The organism is Sphingomonas leidyi (assembly GCF_011761945.1).
GTDB lineage: Bacteria > Pseudomonadota > Alphaproteobacteria > Sphingomonadales > Sphingomonadaceae > Sphingomonas > Sphingomonas leidyi.
In genome coordinates, this window is the sequence record NZ_JAASQV010000001.1 from 1,106,768 (window position 1) to 1,122,930 (window position 16,163).

Consider the following 16,163-nt stretch of genomic DNA (forward strand, 5'->3'; position numbering starts at 1 on the left):
TTAACGAGTGCCCTGGCGGGTCAGGTCGGCGCGCAGGCGAGCGATCGCCGCCTCGTTGCGGGTGACCTTCAGGTCGCCGCGGATCGCGCGGATGAACTCGCGGGCATATTCGGCGGGAATCTGCTGCTGCAGCGCGCTGCGCATGCCGGCCATCGCCATGGCGTCGCCCGATGCATCATGCGGCTCCACCGTGCCCAGATACACGATGTAGAAGCCGCTGCGGTTGGGCGCGTCGAGCATGCGGGCGGTCTTCGGCTGCATGCTGAAGGCCATCTTGATGAAGTTCTCCTTCTGCGCGATTTCCTGGCGCTTGAAGTCGAACGGCTTGGGCGGCGGTCCCTTGGCGCCCGCATCGGCCAGCGCCTTCTCCATCGGCACGCCCTTGTTGAGCGCGGCGACGACCGCGGTGGCGACGGCCTTCGCCTTCTCCAGCGCCTTGTCGGTCAGATAGTCGCCCTTCACCTTGTCGCGGATGCCGGCGAGCGGGCGCGGGGCGGCAGCGACGATCCGGTCGAGCTTCACGATCGCGAAGCCACCCTCGGGCGAGACCTGCACGATCTGCGAATCGTCGTCGGGATTCTCCATCGCGAAGCCGCCGCGCATGATCGCGGCCGTGGCGGGGTCAGGCTTATATGCTTCGTTGTCGGGATCGATGCCGCCTGCGGCGAGCGCGGGAGTGACCTGCGCGGTCAGCTTGGCATCGGCCAGCAGCTCGGCGAAATTCTTGCCGTCGCCCACGCCGTCCTCGATCTTCTGGCGGATGTCCGCCAGCGCCTGCGCGGTCTTGCGCTGGGTGATCTCGGTCGAAAGCTCCTCGCGCGCCTGGTCGAGCGACTTGGCGGCGATCTTCTCGATCTTCTCGACGACCAGGATATGCCAGCCGAGCTGCGACTTGATCGGGCCGACGACGCCGCCCTGCGCGGCGGCGAAGGCGGCATCGGCGATCGCGGCGGTGGTCTGGCGGCCGAGCTCGGCCTTCTCGACGCCCTCGAAGTTGCTCGGCTCGAGGCCGGCGGCCTGGGCGGCGGCGGCCAGCGCCTTGCCGCCCTTCACTTCGCCGGCGATCCTGTTGGCGGTCGCCTGGTCGAGCACGACCAGCTGGCGCACGCCGCGCTTCTCGGTCGCGGCGAAGCGGGTGCCGGCCTTCTTATAGGCATCGGCGATCTCGGCCTCGGTCGCGGTCTGCTGGGCGCGGATCTGGTCCGGCATCACCGTCGCATAGCGGACGATGCGGCGCTGGGGCACCAGATAGCGGGCGCGGTGGCTGACATAATAGGCGTTGAGTGCCTTGTCGTCGGGATCGGCGCCCGGATCCATCTGGGCAGTGTTGACCATGCCGACGATGCCGGCGCGGCGCTCGAGCAGCAGCGAGGCATAGGGCGCGACCACGCCGTTCGGAATGTCGGTGCCGATCGTCGCCCGGTTGATCAGCCAGTTGCCGAAGCGCTCCCGCATCATGCTCTCGCGGAAAAGGGCGGGCGCCAGGCGATTGTCGGCGAGCACCTTCTCGAAATTCTGCTGGCTGAACTTGCCGTCGATGCCGGCGAAGGACGGGTTGCTGGCGATTTCGGTGTCGATCAGCTTCTTCGAGACCTGCATGCCGGACTTCTTCGCGAATTCCACCAGCGCGGCCTGGTTGATCATCTCGTCGATCGCGACATCGAGCCCGCCCTGCGCGAGGAACTGCGCCATCGTCACGCTCTGGCCCTCGCGCTGGAGGTTGCGGATGAACCGGTCGATCCGGTCCTTCACGTCGGTGTCCTTGATCTTCTCGCCGCCTACCGTGGCCAGGGTGCTGCTCGTCGCGCCGCCGCCCGAGTTGCGGATGCCGGTGATGTCGCCGGCGGCGAAGGCGATGGCGATGAGGCCAAGGAAGAGGAACACCGCGATCAGGCCGTAGCGCGACTTGGTGAAATTGCGGAAGAAGCTGAGCATGAAGGGCCGATCGTTGGAGACGCGTTTCCCGGTGCTTTAGGGCGCTCATCCGCCGCCATCAAGCTTGTGCGAACGCCCGCGCCTGCTATCCGCGAACGAAATAATCAAAACGGGAGGTTGGGTGATGCGCCGCAAGTTGGTGGCCGGGAACTGGAAGATGCACGGGCTGCGTGCGCAACTGCCGGAGATCGAAGCGATCGCGGCCGCGGCCGCCGTAACGCCGGCGGTGGACGTGGCGCTCTGCGTGCCCTTCACGCTGATCCATCCCGCGGCGCAGGTTGCCGGCAGCCTGCCGATCGGCGCGCAGGACCTGCACGAGGCCGATCAGGGTGCGCATACCGGCTGCATCTCCGCGCCGATGCTGGTGGAGGAGGGGGCGACCCTGACCATCGTCGGCCATAGCGAACGCCGTGGCGACCAGCACGAGACCAGCCACGATGCCTATATGAAGGCCGCCGCCGCGCATCGGCACGGCCTTGGGGTGATCCTGTGCTGCGGCGAGCTCGAGGCCGAGCGGGCGGCGGGGCGGGCCGAGCGCATCGTCCAGTCGCAGATCGAGAAATCGCTGCCCGACGATGCCGATCCAAGCTGGCTCACGCTCGCCTATGAGCCGCGCTGGGCGATCGGCACCGGCAAGACGCCGACGCCCGACGAGATCGCCTCGATGCACGCGATCCTGCGCGCCAAGCTGCGCATGATGATCGGCGAGGCCAAGGCCGACGGCATCCGCATCCTCTATGGTGGATCGGTGACCGGGGCGAATGCCGCGCAGATCCTGGCGCTCGACAATGTCGACGGCGCGCTGGTCGGCGGCGCGAGCCTCACCGCAGAGAAGTTCGTGCCGATCCTTCGGGGGGCTGCGTCGGTTTCCTGATTTCGCCGAGGGTCAGATAGGCGGTCACGCCCGAGAGCGCCGCCGCCGCGGCGCCGGCCAGCGCCCCCATGTGAAAGGCGCTGACCAGCCCGGCACCCGCCGCAGCGATCACCGCGCCGGCGATCGCGGTGGCGATCAGGCCGCCGGTGCGCGCGATCGCGCTGTTGAAGCCGGACGCCGTGCCGGTATGCGTCTCGTCGACCGAGGCCAGGACCGCCGTGGTGAGCGGCGCCGCGACGCTCGCCATGCCGATCGCGATGGCAAGCGCGCCGGGAAACACCGAGGTCCAGTAGGGCGCGCCGGCATCGACGCGCAGCAGCAGCGCGAAGCCGATGGCGACGATCAACGGGCCGATGGTGAGCGGCCAGCGCGGGCCGATCCGAGCGGTCACCTTGCCCATCACGCGGCTGGCGATTCCCATCCCCAATGGCATCGGCAACAGCGCGAAGCCGGCATGGAGCGCCGAATAGCCGCCCGCCTGGATGAGGACATAGGGAAGCAGCAACAGCACGCCGCCCAGCGCGCCGTAGAGCAGGAAGGTGAGCAGGGTGAGCCCGGCAAAGGCGCGCGAGCCGAACATCGCCACCGGCATCATCGCCCGGTCGCCGCGAGCGTGCTCGACCCACAGGAACAGGCCGATGGCGAGCGCGCCGGTGACGAGGCCGATCGCCACCGGCGCGTCCAGCGCGTGATGGCTCGACCAGAGCGTGAGCGCCCAGGTGATCGCGCCCAATGCCAGCGTCGCGGCGGCGGCGCCGGGCAGGTCGAGCGGCAGGTCGCCCTCGGCGCTCTCCTCGACATAGCGCATCGCGATGAAGATCGCGGCGAGTGCCACCGGCACGTTGACATAGAAGATCGCGCGCCAGCCGATCGCATCGACCAGCCAGCCGCCGAGCGGCGGGCCGACCGCACCTGCGATCGCGCCGACGCCGGCCCAGGTGCCGATCGCCTTGCCGCGTGCCTCGCCGGTAAAGGCATGGCCCAGCGTCGCGAGGCTGTTGGGCAGCAGGATCGCCGCGCCGATCCCCTGCACGGCACGGGCGGCAAGCAGCAGGGTGAGGTCGGCCGCCACCGCGCAGGCGATCGAGGCCGCCGTGAACAGCGCGATGCCGAGCACCAGCAGGCGGCGACGCCCGAAATGATCCCCCGCCGCGCCGCCGATCAGCAGCAGGGCCGAGAGCGGCAGCATGTACGCATTGATCGTCCATTGCAGCTCGGCGGGCGTCGCGTGCAGGTCCGCCCCGATCGCCGGCAGCGCGACATTGGTGACCGATCCGTCGATGAACGCGAGGCTGGAGGCCAGGATGCAGGCGGTGAGGGTGAGATTGGGGTGCCTGGCCTGCATGGCGCATCCCTAGCAGATCGCACCGCCATGGTGGAGCAGGCTTGTGCCGCGCCGCCATCCGCATAGCATGCGCGCGGTTCACGGGAGGGTCCGATGCCGCTTCTCGCTTGGTTCGCCTGCCTGCTCGCCCTGGTCGCCGCGCCCGCCGGCGCGAGCACGCTCGACCATGGGCGGATCGACGCGGCCAGCCTGAGGGGCAATGCCGCCGGATTGCCGAGCGCACGCGGGGTCACCGTCTATCTCCCCGACGGCTATGCCGCGAACCGCACGAAGCGTTTCCCGGTGGTCTATTATCTCGGCAATTTCTTCGAGGACGACCGGGCGCCCTGGGCGAACAGCGGGGCACAGGCGCTGTTCGACCAGGCGGTGGCGCGGGGCGTGATCGGCGGCGTGATCGTCGTGACCGTCGACTGCACCACCCCGGCAGGCGGCTCCTGGTACGTCAACTCGCCGGCGACCGGGAATTGGGAGGACTTCCTCTCCGGCGAGCTCGTCGCCTGGGTGGATGCGCGCTATCGCACCCTGGCTTCGCGGGATTCGCGCGGGATTGCGGGCGACCGGATGGGCGGGCACGGCGCGATCCGCCTGGCGATGCGCCATCCCGAGGTCTTCGGCGCGGTCTATGCGCTGCATCCGATCGGCATGGGGCCGGGGCTGCAGACGATGTTCTCGCGGCCCAACTGGCAGCTGCTTCGGGACGCCAAGGGCATCGACGACCTGCGCGGCGACGGCTTCTCGCTGATCTTCACCTCGATCTTCCAGGCGCATCTGCCCGATGCGGCGCGCGCGCCGCTGTTCTTCGACCCGCCGGCGCGGCTGAAGAACGGCAGGCTGGAAGTGGATCCGGCGCTCACCGAGCGGCTCAACGCCAGTTTCTTCCTCGAGCGCCAGGTGCCGGCGCATGCGGATAATCTGAAGCGCCTGCGCGGCTTCATGTTCGACTGGGGGCGGGGAGACGCCAATCCCGACCATATCGTCTCGCTCCAGGCCTTCACCCGCACGCTCGATGCGTTCGGCATACCCTATGAAGCCGAGGAATATCGTGGCGGCTGGGGGGATCGGCACTGGGGCGAGGAGGGGCGCATCTACACCGAGATGCTGCCGTTCTTCGCCCGCAAGCTGGTGTTCTAGGATATGCCCCGGGGGCACCGAATGCTCCCTTGCGGACATCGCCCGCGGCATGCGAGCATCTTCCGATGTCGGATGAAGACGAGGATTTCCGCACCCGCCGGATCGGCCAGTGGGAGATGCTGCCTCGTTGGGTGAAATGGATCACCACGCTGATCGGGCTGCCCGCCTGGCTGGTGTTCATGGCCGGTATCTTTCGCGGGGATATCGGCAGCAGCTATCAGATGTTCGCGTTGGCCATATTCGCAGGCGTGGCCGCTCTTCAGGCTTTCTTCACCGTGCGCGCCCTTGTCCGGATGGATATCTAGCGGCGGTTTGCGCCAGTGGGCCGCGGGCGCGGCAGGTGCTTCGGGTGCCGATGCTCATCCAAGTCCGGCCGCGATGCTCCCCAGCGCCAGGGCCAGAATCTCCGCAAGCAGCCAAAGGGCCCCGAGGACGCCATAGACCACGGCCAGTCCGCGCCTGGTCTTCCCCGCGGCGGCGGCAGCCGCGATGCCGAAGGCAGCGGAAGCGCACAGCAGGACAAGCTCCCTTGCTCCCCACAAGGCGCCCAGGAGCAAGAAGGTGATGAGGAAGGCGAGCGCGCCGGCCGTGCATGCGGCCACCAGCCTGCGGGCTGGCGTGGGCGCTTCCGCAAGCGCGGCGACCCGGTGATATCTTGTCAAGCGGCCCTTCACCCGCCGAGCCTATATTCGGCGAGGCCGGGCCGCAATATCGTCGCCCCGCCGAGCTGGGCCCGGCCGGACCCATAGCCCCTCCCGGCAAGGGAGGGGAGGGCCGGGTTCACTTCGCGTAGCGGTCCTTCAGCACCTTCCACACGGCGCGCAGGCTCACTGCCTCGGCGCCCTTGGGACGGCCCGGCTTGTGGCTGCCGTTCCAGCAGAAGATGTCGAGATGCGCCCATTGCGCCTTTTCGGGGACGAACTCCTTGAGGAACAGCGCGGCGGTCAGCGCGCCGCCGAACGGGGCTTCGGCCGCATTGACCATATCGGCCACGTCCGACTTCAGCATCTCCTTGTACGGATCGTAGAGCGGCAGGCGCCACATCGGATCCGCCTCGGTCTCCGCCGCGGCCAGCAGCTCGCTCGCCAGCGTGTCGTCATTGGCGAACAGCGCCTGCAGGTCGGCCCCCAGCGCGACGCGGGCGGCACCGGTGAGCGTCGCATAGTCGATCACCAGTTCCGGGCCCTTTTCCTCGGCCTTGGTCAGCGCATCCGCCAGGATCAGGCGGCCCTCGGCGTCGGTGTTGCTGTTCTCCACCGTGATGCCCTTGCGCGAACGCATGATGTCGCCCGGGCGCGTCGCTTCGCCGTTGATCGAATTCTCCACCGCGGGGACGAGCATGTGCAGCCGCACCGGCAGGCGCGACGCCATGATCAGCTCGGCGGTGGCCAGCGCGTGCGCCGCGCCGCCCATGTCCTTCTTCATCAGCCGCATCCCGGCGGCGGGCTTGATGTCGAGCCCGCCCGAATCGAAGCACACGCCCTTGCCGATGATCGCGACCTTCGGATGCTCGGGGTTGCCCCATTCGATCTCGATCAGCCGCGGCTCGCGGCCCTTGCCGGCGGCCTTGCCGACTGCCCAGAGCAGGCCATAGCCCTTCTCGATCTCGTCGCCCTTCACCACCGTCAGCTGGCCGCCATGGGCCTTGACCAGTTCGGCGGCGGCGGCCTCGAGATCGGCCGGGCCCATGTCGTTGGCGCCGGTGTTGATCCGGTCGCGCAGCTTGTATGTGGCATTGGCCATGCGCACCGCTTCCTCGATCCGCGCAGGCTCGGAAGTGAGCAGCACGCGCGGGCCGACCGGCGCCTTCTCGTCCTTCTTGTAGGCATCGAACTTGTACTGGGCGGCCAGCCATCCATGGATCGCCTTGCCGGGGTCGACGCCTTCGATGCGGTATGTCCCTTCCGGAAGCGTTTCGGCGAGCTTGGCGAGGCACCACACCGACAGGCGCTCCGCATTGGCGACGACGCTCACCACCGACCAGTCCTCCGCGCCGTCGCCGGGCAGGATCGCGCTGGCATAGGCACTGGGCACCAGCTTCTGCGCGGTGGCCGTGGTGCGGTGGCGCGGCGGCTGGGCGGCGAGCCAGGCATCGAAACCCTTGGCGTCGATCACATGGATGGTGCGGGCGGGCTGGCCCTTGTCGGGCTGAACGAGCGTGTTGGGATCAGGCATGGGCGTTGATCTAGGTAATGGCGGCGGCGAGGGCTAGGGGGCTTTTGTTCCTTTCCGCGATCTATCCAGCCGCGGCCGTTCCCGTCTTGGCAGGGGTGACGGCCGATACGCGCGGGCAGTCCGTGGCCGGGCAAGAATTTTCCCCCGGGATGGAACTCAATCGTTGCGCTCCCGGTTTCCAATTCGTCCGCGGGCAACAGGGAGCAAGCGATGACCGACACGCGCTATGAAGGGGAGCGCATCCCCTATCTCGAGCCGGTGGAGGAAAAGCCGCGTCTCCGCAGCATCGCCGCGACGATCGTCGGCGCGGCGATCGGCCTGATCGGGCTGGTGCTCGCGATCGGCGGGGTCTGGCTCGCGGTGCTGGGCGGCTCGCTCTATTATCTCCTCACCGGTGCGCTGATGCTGTGGTCGGGCTGGCTGCTGATCCGCGGGCGGATGAGCGGAGGCTGGCTCTATCTCGCCATCGTCGTCGCCAGCATCCTATGGGCCTGGTGGGAAGTCGGGCCCGATCCCTGGGCCCAGGTGCCGCGCGTGGTCGCGCCGATAGTGCTCGCCGTCGCAGTGATCCTGGTGCTGCCGACGCTCACCCCGGCGCCGGGCAAGTGGCGGCTGGCGCTGGGCGGTGTCGGGGTGGCGCTGCTGCTCACCGTGATCAACTTCTGGGCCGCCGCGGCCGGCCAACCCGATCCTGTACTTGCCGGCCTGCCTTCGCCGGGGACCGCGGGGATGGTCGACCCCTCCGGCCAGCAGACCGGCGCCGACTGGCCCGTCTATGGCGGCACCACCAGCGCCAGGCGCTATTCGCCGCTCGTCCAGATCACGCCGGCGAATGTGTCGAAGCTCAAGCAGGCATGGCTCACCCATACCGGCGACCTGCCGTCCTCCGCGATGATCCGGAAGACCTATGGCGCCGAGAACACGCCGCTCAAGGTGGGCGACAGCCTGTACATCTGCACGCCCAAGAACATCCTGCTCGCGCTCGACGCGGCGACGGGCATGGAGAAATGGCGCTACGATCCAAAGGTGCCGGACGATGCGATCCCCTATACCGCGGCGTGCCGCGGCGTGGTCTATTACGCCGTGCCCAATGCGCCGGCGAACCAGGCCTGTGCGACGCGGGTGATCGAGGGCACGCTCGATGCGCGGCTGATCGCAGTCGATGCGAAGAGCGGCAAGCCCTGTGCCGATTTCGGCACGAATGGCCAGGTCGATGCCAAGCAGGGCATGGGCAAGGTTCCCGCCGGCTTCGTCTCGATCAACTCGCCGCCCACGCTCGTCCGCGGGGTGCTCGTCACCGGCCATCAGGTGCTGGACGGGCAGGATCGCTGGGCGCCGTCGGGCGTGATCCAGGGGTTCGACGTCGTCACCGGCCAGCTGCGCTGGGCCTGGGACATGATGCATCCGGACTGGAACGGCGCGCCGCCCGCCGGGCAGGAATGGGCGCGCGGCACGCCGAACATGTGGACGATGGCGAGCGGCGACGAGCAGCTCGGGCTCGTCTATCTCCCGATGGGCAATGCCGCGGCCGACTATTATTCGTCGCTGCGCCGGCCGGAGGAGAATTTCTACGCGACTTCGCTGGTGGCGCTCGACGTGACCACCGGCAAGCCCAGATGGCGCTTCCAGGCAGTGCGCAATGATGTGTGGGACTATGATTTCGGCGCTCAGGCCACCTTGGTCGACTATAAGGGCGCGCCCGCGCTGATCCTGCCGTCGAAGCAGGGCGATATCTACATCCTCGATCGCCGCAGCGGCCAGCCGCTCACACCGGTGGGCGAGATGAAGGTGCCGGGCGGCGGCGTCGAGCCGGAGCAGCGCACGGCCACCCAGCGCGTGTCGCTGTGGCATACGCTGCGCAAGCCCGACCTTGCCGAGCGCGACATGTGGGGCATGTCGCCGATCGACCAGATGCTCTGCCGGATCAATTTCCGCCGGGCGAGCTACAAGGGCTTCTTCACCCCGCCCGAGGCCGATCGGCATTCGATCCAGTATCCGGGCTATAATGGCGGGACCGACTGGGGTGGCGTCGCGGTCGATCCGCAGCGCGGAGTGATCGTCGCCAACTACAACGACATGCCCAACTATGTCCGTCTCGTGCCGCGCGCCGAGGCCGACAGGCTCGGCTGGGCGCCGCGCGACCAGGCGCGGGGCAGGATCGGCGGCGCCGAGGGTGCGGGCGATCCGCAGGCGAACACGCCCTATGCGATCAACGTCAATGCCGGCTGGCGGATGCCGTTCACCGGGCTGCTCTGCAAGCGGCCGCCCTATGGCGGGATCCGCGCGATCGACATGGCCAGCGGCAAGACGATCTGGGACCGCCCCTTCGGCGAGGCGCGCACCAATGGGCCGTTCGGCATTCCCTCGATGCTGCCGGTGACGATCGGCACGCCCAACAATGGCGGCGCGGTGGTGACGGCGGGCGGGCTGATCTTCGTGGCGGCGGCGACCGACAACCTGATCCGCGCGATCGACCTGAAGACCGGCAAGACGCTGTGGAAAGCGGTGCTGCCGGCGGGCGGGCAGGCGACGCCGATCACCTATGAGGCGAACGGCAGGCAGTATCTGGTCATCTATGCCGGCGGCCATCATTTCATGGAGACGCCGGTGGGGGACGAGGTAGTGGCCTATGCGCTGCCATGAGCGCCTCGCGGTCTTGCAGGACCGCGGGCGCGCGCTACGCTCCTTGCCGTAGGAAGGAGAGGTCCCCGTGAAGGTAAATGAGGTCCCTGGATTCCCTTGTCCCCAGTGCGGCAAGCTCGTCCATATCGATTTTGCGGAGTTTCTGCGCACCGGGGAGGCGACCTGCTCCTATTGCCTGCTTCGCCTTTCCATAGACCGCAAGGCAAGCGATGCGTTCGTCGAAACGATGCGGAGTCCGCCGATCATGCGGGGCGGCAAGGGCAGGTAAGGGCCAGGCCGGCCGGCGCCGGCGTTCAGCGCAGCGCCTTCACCTGCGGCGCGCACAGGGCGATCGCACGATCGATCATGAAGCTCAGCCGGTCGCGCGCCAGGGCGAGCTCGGCCGGATCCGGGCCCCGGTCGAGCGTCTCGAAGTTGAGATAGGCGAGGCCGTGCAGCACGGCATAGTTGGAGAGCGAGCCGTCGCTCGTCACCACGCGCTCCTGCACGACGTTGAAATCCGCGCCGACCATCGCGTCTCGGCAAAAGGCGGCGCCCGGCGGGTCCCTGGCGAGGAAGGTGGCGAATGCGACGGTGTCGTCATCGTCGAACGGCCAGGCCTTCGATATCGAGGGGCTGGGGATCAGCGTATCGTCGCAATAGCGGATCGAGATGATCCCGCTGCCCTCCGGATCGCCCTTGTTGCAGTACGAGCCCGCCGTTTCGAAACCCCTGGCGTTGGTATGGAGCGCGATGATCGGCCAGGCACCGTGCGCCAGATCGGCCAGGATATTGTGCGCATAGCCGGGGAGCGCGGTGTCGAAATTGCGATTGGGGTCGATCGGCCTGCCGTAATCGACGGCTTCGTTGAGGCGCCTGCCGTCGCCGCCGGGCGCGATGCCGGAGTCGATCGCGATCAGCACGCCGCCATATTTCCGCACGGCCACCAATCCGGCTTCGAACCCGGCATTCTCGTTGTCGTGCGGCACGAAGAAGAGCGGTCCCCCGGGGTGTTTCGCATTGGCGATGCGCCACAGGCGCCAGCGCGCACGCTCCTCGCGAAATTCCAGGGCCGAGACAGTGAGCCCTTGCCACGCCGCGGGGTCGCGATGCCGGGCGAAGTCGTCGTCCTGCACGGTCAGCGGGTCCACGGGCCGTACCGTCGCCGCATCGGGCGGGCTGGCGGCGAACAACGCGGCGGCGGCCAGGGCGGGAAGGCGCATCAGTCCCTCGGCTGGATCAGGAACTGCTCGAACTTTCCGTGAAAATCCGGCTCGGCATAGGTGATGGCGATCAGCTTGCGGCCATCGGCATAGACGATGTCGTAGTTGCGATTGACGAACCCGCCGCGCAGTCGCGGCTTGCCACGCGGCGTGAAGCTCACCGGATCGCCCAGCGCGAAGAGGCTGGTGTAGTAATCCCCGGTTGCCTGGGCAGTGAAATAGTAGCTGGCGTCCTCGGTGAGTTGCGACCGGTCCAGCGTGCCGGTGCGGAGCTGGTCGAACAGCTTGCGCGCGAGTTGATCGCGATAGAGGTCCGTCGAGATCACGGGGACGGGCGGGGGAAGCGGATGGAGGAGATCGGTGATCCCGCCGGTGATCGCGTCCTGCGCGCCCCCGAAATCGGCATTGACCAGCGCGACCACGGCGAAGCGCTTCTCGGGCATCACGAAATTGTCGGAAAGGAAGCCCACGGCTTCGCCGCCATGCTCGACGGTCCTGTCGCCTGCGCGGTTGCCGACCGAGACGCCGAGGCCATAATGGGTATCGGTGCCGTTGGTGAGCTTGATCGCGGTTTCCTGCGTCGCCCAGTCCTCGGGGCTCAGGATCTTGCGGTCGATCCGGGCGATGTCCCATTTGGCGAGGTCGCTGGCCGACATGGCGAGCTCGCCCGCCGCCCATAGCCAGCCATGCGCCGCCGGACGGGCCGCACGGACGGGCCCGAGCGCGAAGCGATGATTGCCCTGCGGGAAGCCCTTGCCCACCGCATAGTCCTGATCCATCGCGTCGATGCCGAGCGGCTTGAAGATCTTCTTCTGGAGATAGTCGAGCAGCTTCATGCCCGACGCCTTCTCGATGATCAGGCCGGCGACGACATAGCCGGTGTTCGAATATTGCCAGGCGCTGCCCGGTTCGAAATCGAGCGGCTTCTTCGCCCAGCGATCGAGGATCTGCTGGGGTGTGACCGGCTTCTGCATCGCGGCGAAGTCATAGTCCTGCGGCCAGTAATCCTGGATGCCGGCGGTGTGGCTGAGCAGCTGGCGGACGCTGATCCGGTCGGCGCCGGTGATGTCGGGCACCCATTTCGACACCTTGTCGTCGAGGCCGAGCTTGCCTTCGTCCTCGAGCAGCAGGATCGCCGCCGCGGTGAACTGCTTCGAGATCGATGCGATCTGGTACTTCGCCGCCGGGCTGGTCGCCTTCATCCCCGGACCCTGATCGCCATAGGCCTTGGCGAAGACGATCTTGCCGTCGCGCACGATCGCGACCGAGGCGGAGGGGGCGCCCGACGACTTGAGCGCATCGGCGACGATCGTATCGACCCTGGCGGCTTCGTCGGCGGTGAGCTGCTGCGCGGCGGCGGGAGTGGCGACGAGAAGGGCGGCGGCGAGGGCGGAGCGAGACCAGGGCACGTGTGGCTATTCCCGTAACGATTGCGGTGCAGTCGTTTGTTGAGAATTACGCCGGGGCAGGCAAGATGTCATTGCCGCATATCGGGGAGGACATAGCGTGCAGGCATGGCTGACCGGAGTCCTGATACCCCTGTTCCTGTCGGGACAGGCGGCACAACAGAGTGCGATCGACATCACCGGCTATGACGAAAACGTCATGACGAGTGTCGAAGGTGACATCACCGCGGCAATCCTCTGCGATCCCGGCACGTTCCGGCTCTCGATCCGGGCGGCGGACGGCGACTCGCTCGATCGCAGCTATCCCCGGCGAGCGACCGTTGCCGCCGAGGCGCTCATCCAACCGCTCCCCAATCATGGCGGCGACATGCAGTATCGCGGGGCGCTGACTCGCTATTTCCAGTGCGGCCCCTATTCGATCCGGCTGACAGGCGGCTTCTACAACGCCAATGTCGAGGGGCAACTGGGCGCCTATCCGGCTTTCCCGATCGTGCAGGTCTTTGCCGACAACCGGATGATCGCGCCCAATGACCGGCGGCAGGGAATCGCGATTGGAGCGTGTGAGCGCGACAACCGGCTCGCGCCGGAGTGCCCCGGTGACTGGGCCGTCCGGATCGATATCGCGTACGACGCGAGGCGCGAGAAGGTCGCGGTCGTCGAGCAAGCCCTATCGACGCGCCATCTGGGCGATGATCCCTCTGTCGGCCGCCAGCGCAGCGAGCGCCGCTACGAGGCGGACAACGCGCTGCTCCTGTGGCGGAAGAGACCTTAGGCCAGCGGCACGCCGTAGAGGTCATGCTCGTCGGCATCCTCGATCTCGACCCGGACGATATCGCCCTGGCCGAGATGCCCGGCGTCGCGCAGGAACACCTCGCCGTCGATCTCCGGGGCATCGGCCTGGCTGCGGCCGGTGGCGCCGCCTTCCTCGCCGACCTCGTCGATGATCACTTCGAGCGTGCGGCCGATCCTGGCCTGGAGCTTGGCGGCCGAGATCGCCGCGGTCTTCGCCATGATCCGGGCGTAGCGCTCTTCCTTCACCTCTTCCGGCACCGCGCCGGGCAGGGTGTTGGCCGCCGCACCCTCGACGGGCTCGAAGCGGAACGCGCCGACCCGGTCGAGCTGGGCCTCGTCGAGCCAGTCGAGCAGGTACTGGAAGTCCGCTTCGGTCTCGCCTGGGAAGCCGACCACGAAGGTCGAGCGGATCGTCAGGTCCGGCGCGATCTCGCGCCACTTCTTCAGCCGCTCGAGCACCTTGGCTTCGTTCGCCGGGCGCTTCATCGAGCGCAGGACGCTCGGGCTGGCGTGCTGGAACGGGATGTCGAGATAGGGGAGGATCAGCCCCTCGGCCATCAGCGGGATGACCTGGTCGACATGCGGATAGGGATAGACATAGTGCAGCCGCACCCAGGGCGCGATCCTGCCGAGCTCGCGGGCGAGGTCGGTCATGTGGGGGATCACGTCCCGGCCCTTCCACAGGCGCGGCTCCTTGCGGATGTCGACGCCGTAGGCCGAGGTGTCCTGGCTGATGACCAGCAGTTCCTTCGTCCCGGCTTCGACCAGCTTCTCCGCCTCGCGCAGGATCGCGTCGGGACGGCGGCTGACCAGGTCGCCGCGCAGCGCCGGGATGATGCAGAAGGCGCAGCGATGGTTGCAGCCCTCCGAGATCTTCAGATAGCTGTAATGGCGCGGCGTAAGCTTCAGGCCCGCGTCAGGCACCAGGTTGACGAAGGGTGAAGGCGGCATCGGGGCCGCCTCGTGCACCGCGCCGACCACTTCCTCATATTGATGCGCACCGGTGACGGCGAGCACGTTGGGGAAACGGGCGCGGATCGTCTCGGCCTCCTTGCCCATGCAGCCGGTGACGATCACCCGGCCGTTCTCGGCGATCGCCTCGCCGATCGCCTCGAGCGATTCCTCCTTGGCGCTGTCCAGGAAGCCGCACGTGTTGACCAGCACGACATCGGCGCCGGCATAGTCGGGCGACATCGCATAGCCGTCGCTGCGCAGCTTGGTGAGGATCCGCTCGCTGTCGACCAGGTTCTTGGGACAGCCGAGCGACACCATGCCCACGCGGGGCGCCTCGGGGAGTTTGGTTGCCATGATTGGCGGGCGACATAGGGATTTTCGCCGAAAAAGCTAGGCCGGTGCTTTCCGGGGGGCGATTCGGCCCGCGTTCCGGATCAGCCGGGCGCGCGGAAGATGAACCACGCGCCCGCCGCGATCAGCGCGAAGCCGATCAAGTGATTCACCGTGATCTTCTGTCCGAGATAGAGGAGCGAAAAGCCGACGAACACGGTGAGCGTGATCACTTCCTGCATCGCCTTGAGCTGCGCCGCCGAATAGACTGCGCTGCCCCAGCGATTGGCCGGCACCGCCAGGCAATATTCGACGAAGGCAATGCCCCAGCTTGCCAGGATGACGAGCAGCAACGGCGCCTGCTTGAACTTCAGATGCCCATACCAGGCGAAGGTCATGAAGACGTTCGAGCCGATCAGCAGCAGGATCGGGACGAGGCGGGCGAAGAGCATTTCGGGCATGGCGCGACCATGGCCGCGATGGGGCAGCGGTCAAGATGGAGCCGGCGCGGTTTCCAGGGGTATCCAATCCTCTTGGCCTCGCATCCGGACCGCGACGCCTGTCATCCCCTTCATTTACGTGGTTGCAAGCAGCTGGTAGCCTGGTTGCGCAAGCATTGGTGCGGGGCGGCAAGGAGCCTGGACGGTGGCCTGCAAGTTGTGCGCATGGTTGTGTCGCTGGCTCTGTGCCGGGCTGGCGGACTCCCTTTTGAAACGGTCCGGTGACTGGGAACGCGCGCATTCCAATGACTATGCGCTTTGGCTCGAAGCACCTGTGGAGACGCGCGAGCGGGCGGAGGCCGCGCTTGCGATCTTCGACGCGGATCCTGAAACGGCCCTGCGCACATTCCTCGACTTGGCGGAGTCGGGAATGCCCTGGGCGATGGAAGCGGTCGCGGGTTATTATGAACGCGGTACTGTCGTCGCTGCCGATTTCGGGCAGGCGCAGGACCAGTATCGCCGCGCGATCGAGGCCGGCTCCTGGGCGGCGACGATCGGCTACGCCAAGCTGCTGGCCCGCCATGGTCATTTCGATACTTGCGACACGCTGCTGCGAGACTGTGCCGAGCAGGATTTCGTTCCGGCGTGCTTCTGGCTCGCATGGTATCGATTGAAGCGATCTCGTAGCGCCGCGACTTGCCGGGAAGTGCGGCCCCTGTTGGAGCGTGCCGCCGATGCCGGGCACCCTGCTGCCGAAATAGTCTTGGCCCGGCTGAAATTGCTGGGGAAGTTCGGCTTCCGGGAAATTCCGGCCGGCCTCCGGCAGCTTTCCAGGGCGATGGATCGAAGCAGGGCGGATGCTTCCGGAAGGCACATCGCCCTGGAGGGGCGGATTCCCGCCGCCGGCTAGCCTCTCGGGTATGGCGGGCGCCCGCC

At 67.6% G+C, this 16,163-nt stretch carries 14 protein-coding genes; 6 read left to right on the forward strand and 8 right to left on the reverse strand.

The features are described 5' to 3' along the window. On the reverse strand, positions 1-1,935 hold the full coding sequence (locus FHR20_RS05340) for a peptidylprolyl isomerase (protein WP_167298542.1): 1,935 nt from the start codon (positions 1,933-1,935) through the stop codon (positions 1-3). Between the two features lie 121 nt (positions 1,936-2,056). Between FHR20_RS05340 and tpiA the strand changes: the two genes are divergently transcribed. Next, positions 2,057-2,809: a triose-phosphate isomerase gene (gene tpiA, locus FHR20_RS05345; protein ID WP_167298543.1), complete on the forward strand. Its 753-nt coding sequence runs from the start codon at positions 2,057-2,059 to the stop codon at positions 2,807-2,809. Here tpiA and FHR20_RS05350 read toward each other — a convergent pair. Then, a complete protein-coding gene (locus FHR20_RS05350; protein ID WP_167298544.1) occupies positions 2,757-4,154 on the reverse strand; it encodes an MFS transporter in 1,398 nt (465 codons plus the stop codon). The genes tpiA and FHR20_RS05350 overlap by 53 nt on opposite strands. A gap of 93 nt (positions 4,155-4,247) precedes the next feature. On the opposite strand from FHR20_RS05350, the gene FHR20_RS05355 reads away from it, so the two are divergent. Both FHR20_RS05355 and FHR20_RS05360 read left to right on the forward strand, forming a co-directional pair. After that, complete coding sequence (locus FHR20_RS05355) at positions 4,248-5,285, forward strand: alpha/beta hydrolase (protein WP_167298545.1); 1,038 nt, start codon at positions 4,248-4,250, stop codon at positions 5,283-5,285. A 65-nt stretch (positions 5,286-5,350) separates the two neighbouring features. Beyond that, positions 5,351-5,590 carry a hypothetical protein gene (locus FHR20_RS05360; protein WP_167298546.1) on the forward strand — a complete coding sequence of 80 codons (240 nt, stop codon included), beginning with the start codon at positions 5,351-5,353 and terminating at the stop codon, positions 5,588-5,590. A gap of 54 nt (positions 5,591-5,644) precedes the next feature. On the opposite strand, the gene FHR20_RS05365 is transcribed toward FHR20_RS05360, so the two are convergent. Continuing rightward, positions 5,645-5,959, reverse strand: coding sequence for a hypothetical protein (locus tag FHR20_RS05365; protein WP_208413410.1), 315 nt, complete (start codon positions 5,957-5,959; stop codon positions 5,645-5,647). 106 nt (positions 5,960-6,065) lie between these two features. Then, on the reverse strand, positions 6,066-7,460 hold the full coding sequence (locus FHR20_RS05370; RefSeq protein ID WP_167298548.1) for a leucyl aminopeptidase family protein: 1,395 nt from the start codon (positions 7,458-7,460) through the stop codon (positions 6,066-6,068). Between the two features lie 210 nt (positions 7,461-7,670). Between FHR20_RS05370 and FHR20_RS05375 the strand changes: the two genes are divergently transcribed. Next, positions 7,671-10,103: a membrane-bound PQQ-dependent dehydrogenase, glucose/quinate/shikimate family gene (locus tag FHR20_RS05375; protein ID WP_167298549.1), complete on the forward strand. Its 2,433-nt coding sequence runs from the start codon at positions 7,671-7,673 to the stop codon at positions 10,101-10,103. 293 nt (positions 10,104-10,396) lie between these two features. Here FHR20_RS05375 and FHR20_RS05380 read toward each other — a convergent pair whose 3' ends face one another. Both FHR20_RS05380 and FHR20_RS05385 read right to left on the reverse strand, forming a co-directional pair. Beyond that, positions 10,397-11,305 (reverse strand): hypothetical protein, encoded by a 909-nt coding sequence (locus tag FHR20_RS05380; RefSeq protein WP_167298550.1) that lies wholly within the window; start codon positions 11,303-11,305, stop codon positions 10,397-10,399. Continuing rightward, on the reverse strand, positions 11,305-12,714 hold the full coding sequence (locus FHR20_RS05385; protein ID WP_167298551.1) for a serine hydrolase: 1,410 nt from the start codon (positions 12,712-12,714) through the stop codon (positions 11,305-11,307). The genes FHR20_RS05380 and FHR20_RS05385 overlap by 1 nt, the downstream gene beginning before the upstream one ends. Positions 12,715-12,811: 97 nt before the next feature. Between FHR20_RS05385 and FHR20_RS05390 the strand changes: the two genes are divergently transcribed. Further along, positions 12,812-13,483 carry a hypothetical protein gene (locus FHR20_RS05390; protein WP_167298552.1) on the forward strand — a complete coding sequence of 224 codons (672 nt, stop codon included), beginning with the start codon at positions 12,812-12,814 and terminating at the stop codon, positions 13,481-13,483. Here FHR20_RS05390 and rimO read toward each other — a convergent pair. Both rimO and FHR20_RS05400 read right to left on the reverse strand, forming a co-directional pair. Beyond that, positions 13,480-14,811 carry a 30S ribosomal protein S12 methylthiotransferase RimO gene (gene rimO, locus FHR20_RS05395; protein WP_167298553.1) on the reverse strand — a complete coding sequence of 444 codons (1,332 nt, stop codon included), beginning with the start codon at positions 14,809-14,811 and terminating at the stop codon, positions 13,480-13,482. The genes FHR20_RS05390 and rimO overlap by 4 nt on opposite strands. Before the next feature lie 80 nt (positions 14,812-14,891). After that, complete coding sequence (locus FHR20_RS05400) at positions 14,892-15,248, reverse strand: DMT family protein (protein WP_208413411.1); 357 nt, start codon at positions 15,246-15,248, stop codon at positions 14,892-14,894. Positions 15,249-15,432: 184 nt separating this feature from the next. Between FHR20_RS05400 and FHR20_RS05405 the strand changes: the two genes are divergently transcribed. Further along, complete coding sequence (locus tag FHR20_RS05405) at positions 15,433-16,137, forward strand: tetratricopeptide repeat protein (RefSeq protein WP_167298554.1); 705 nt, start codon at positions 15,433-15,435, stop codon at positions 16,135-16,137. Positions 16,138-16,163: the final 26 nt, after the last annotated feature.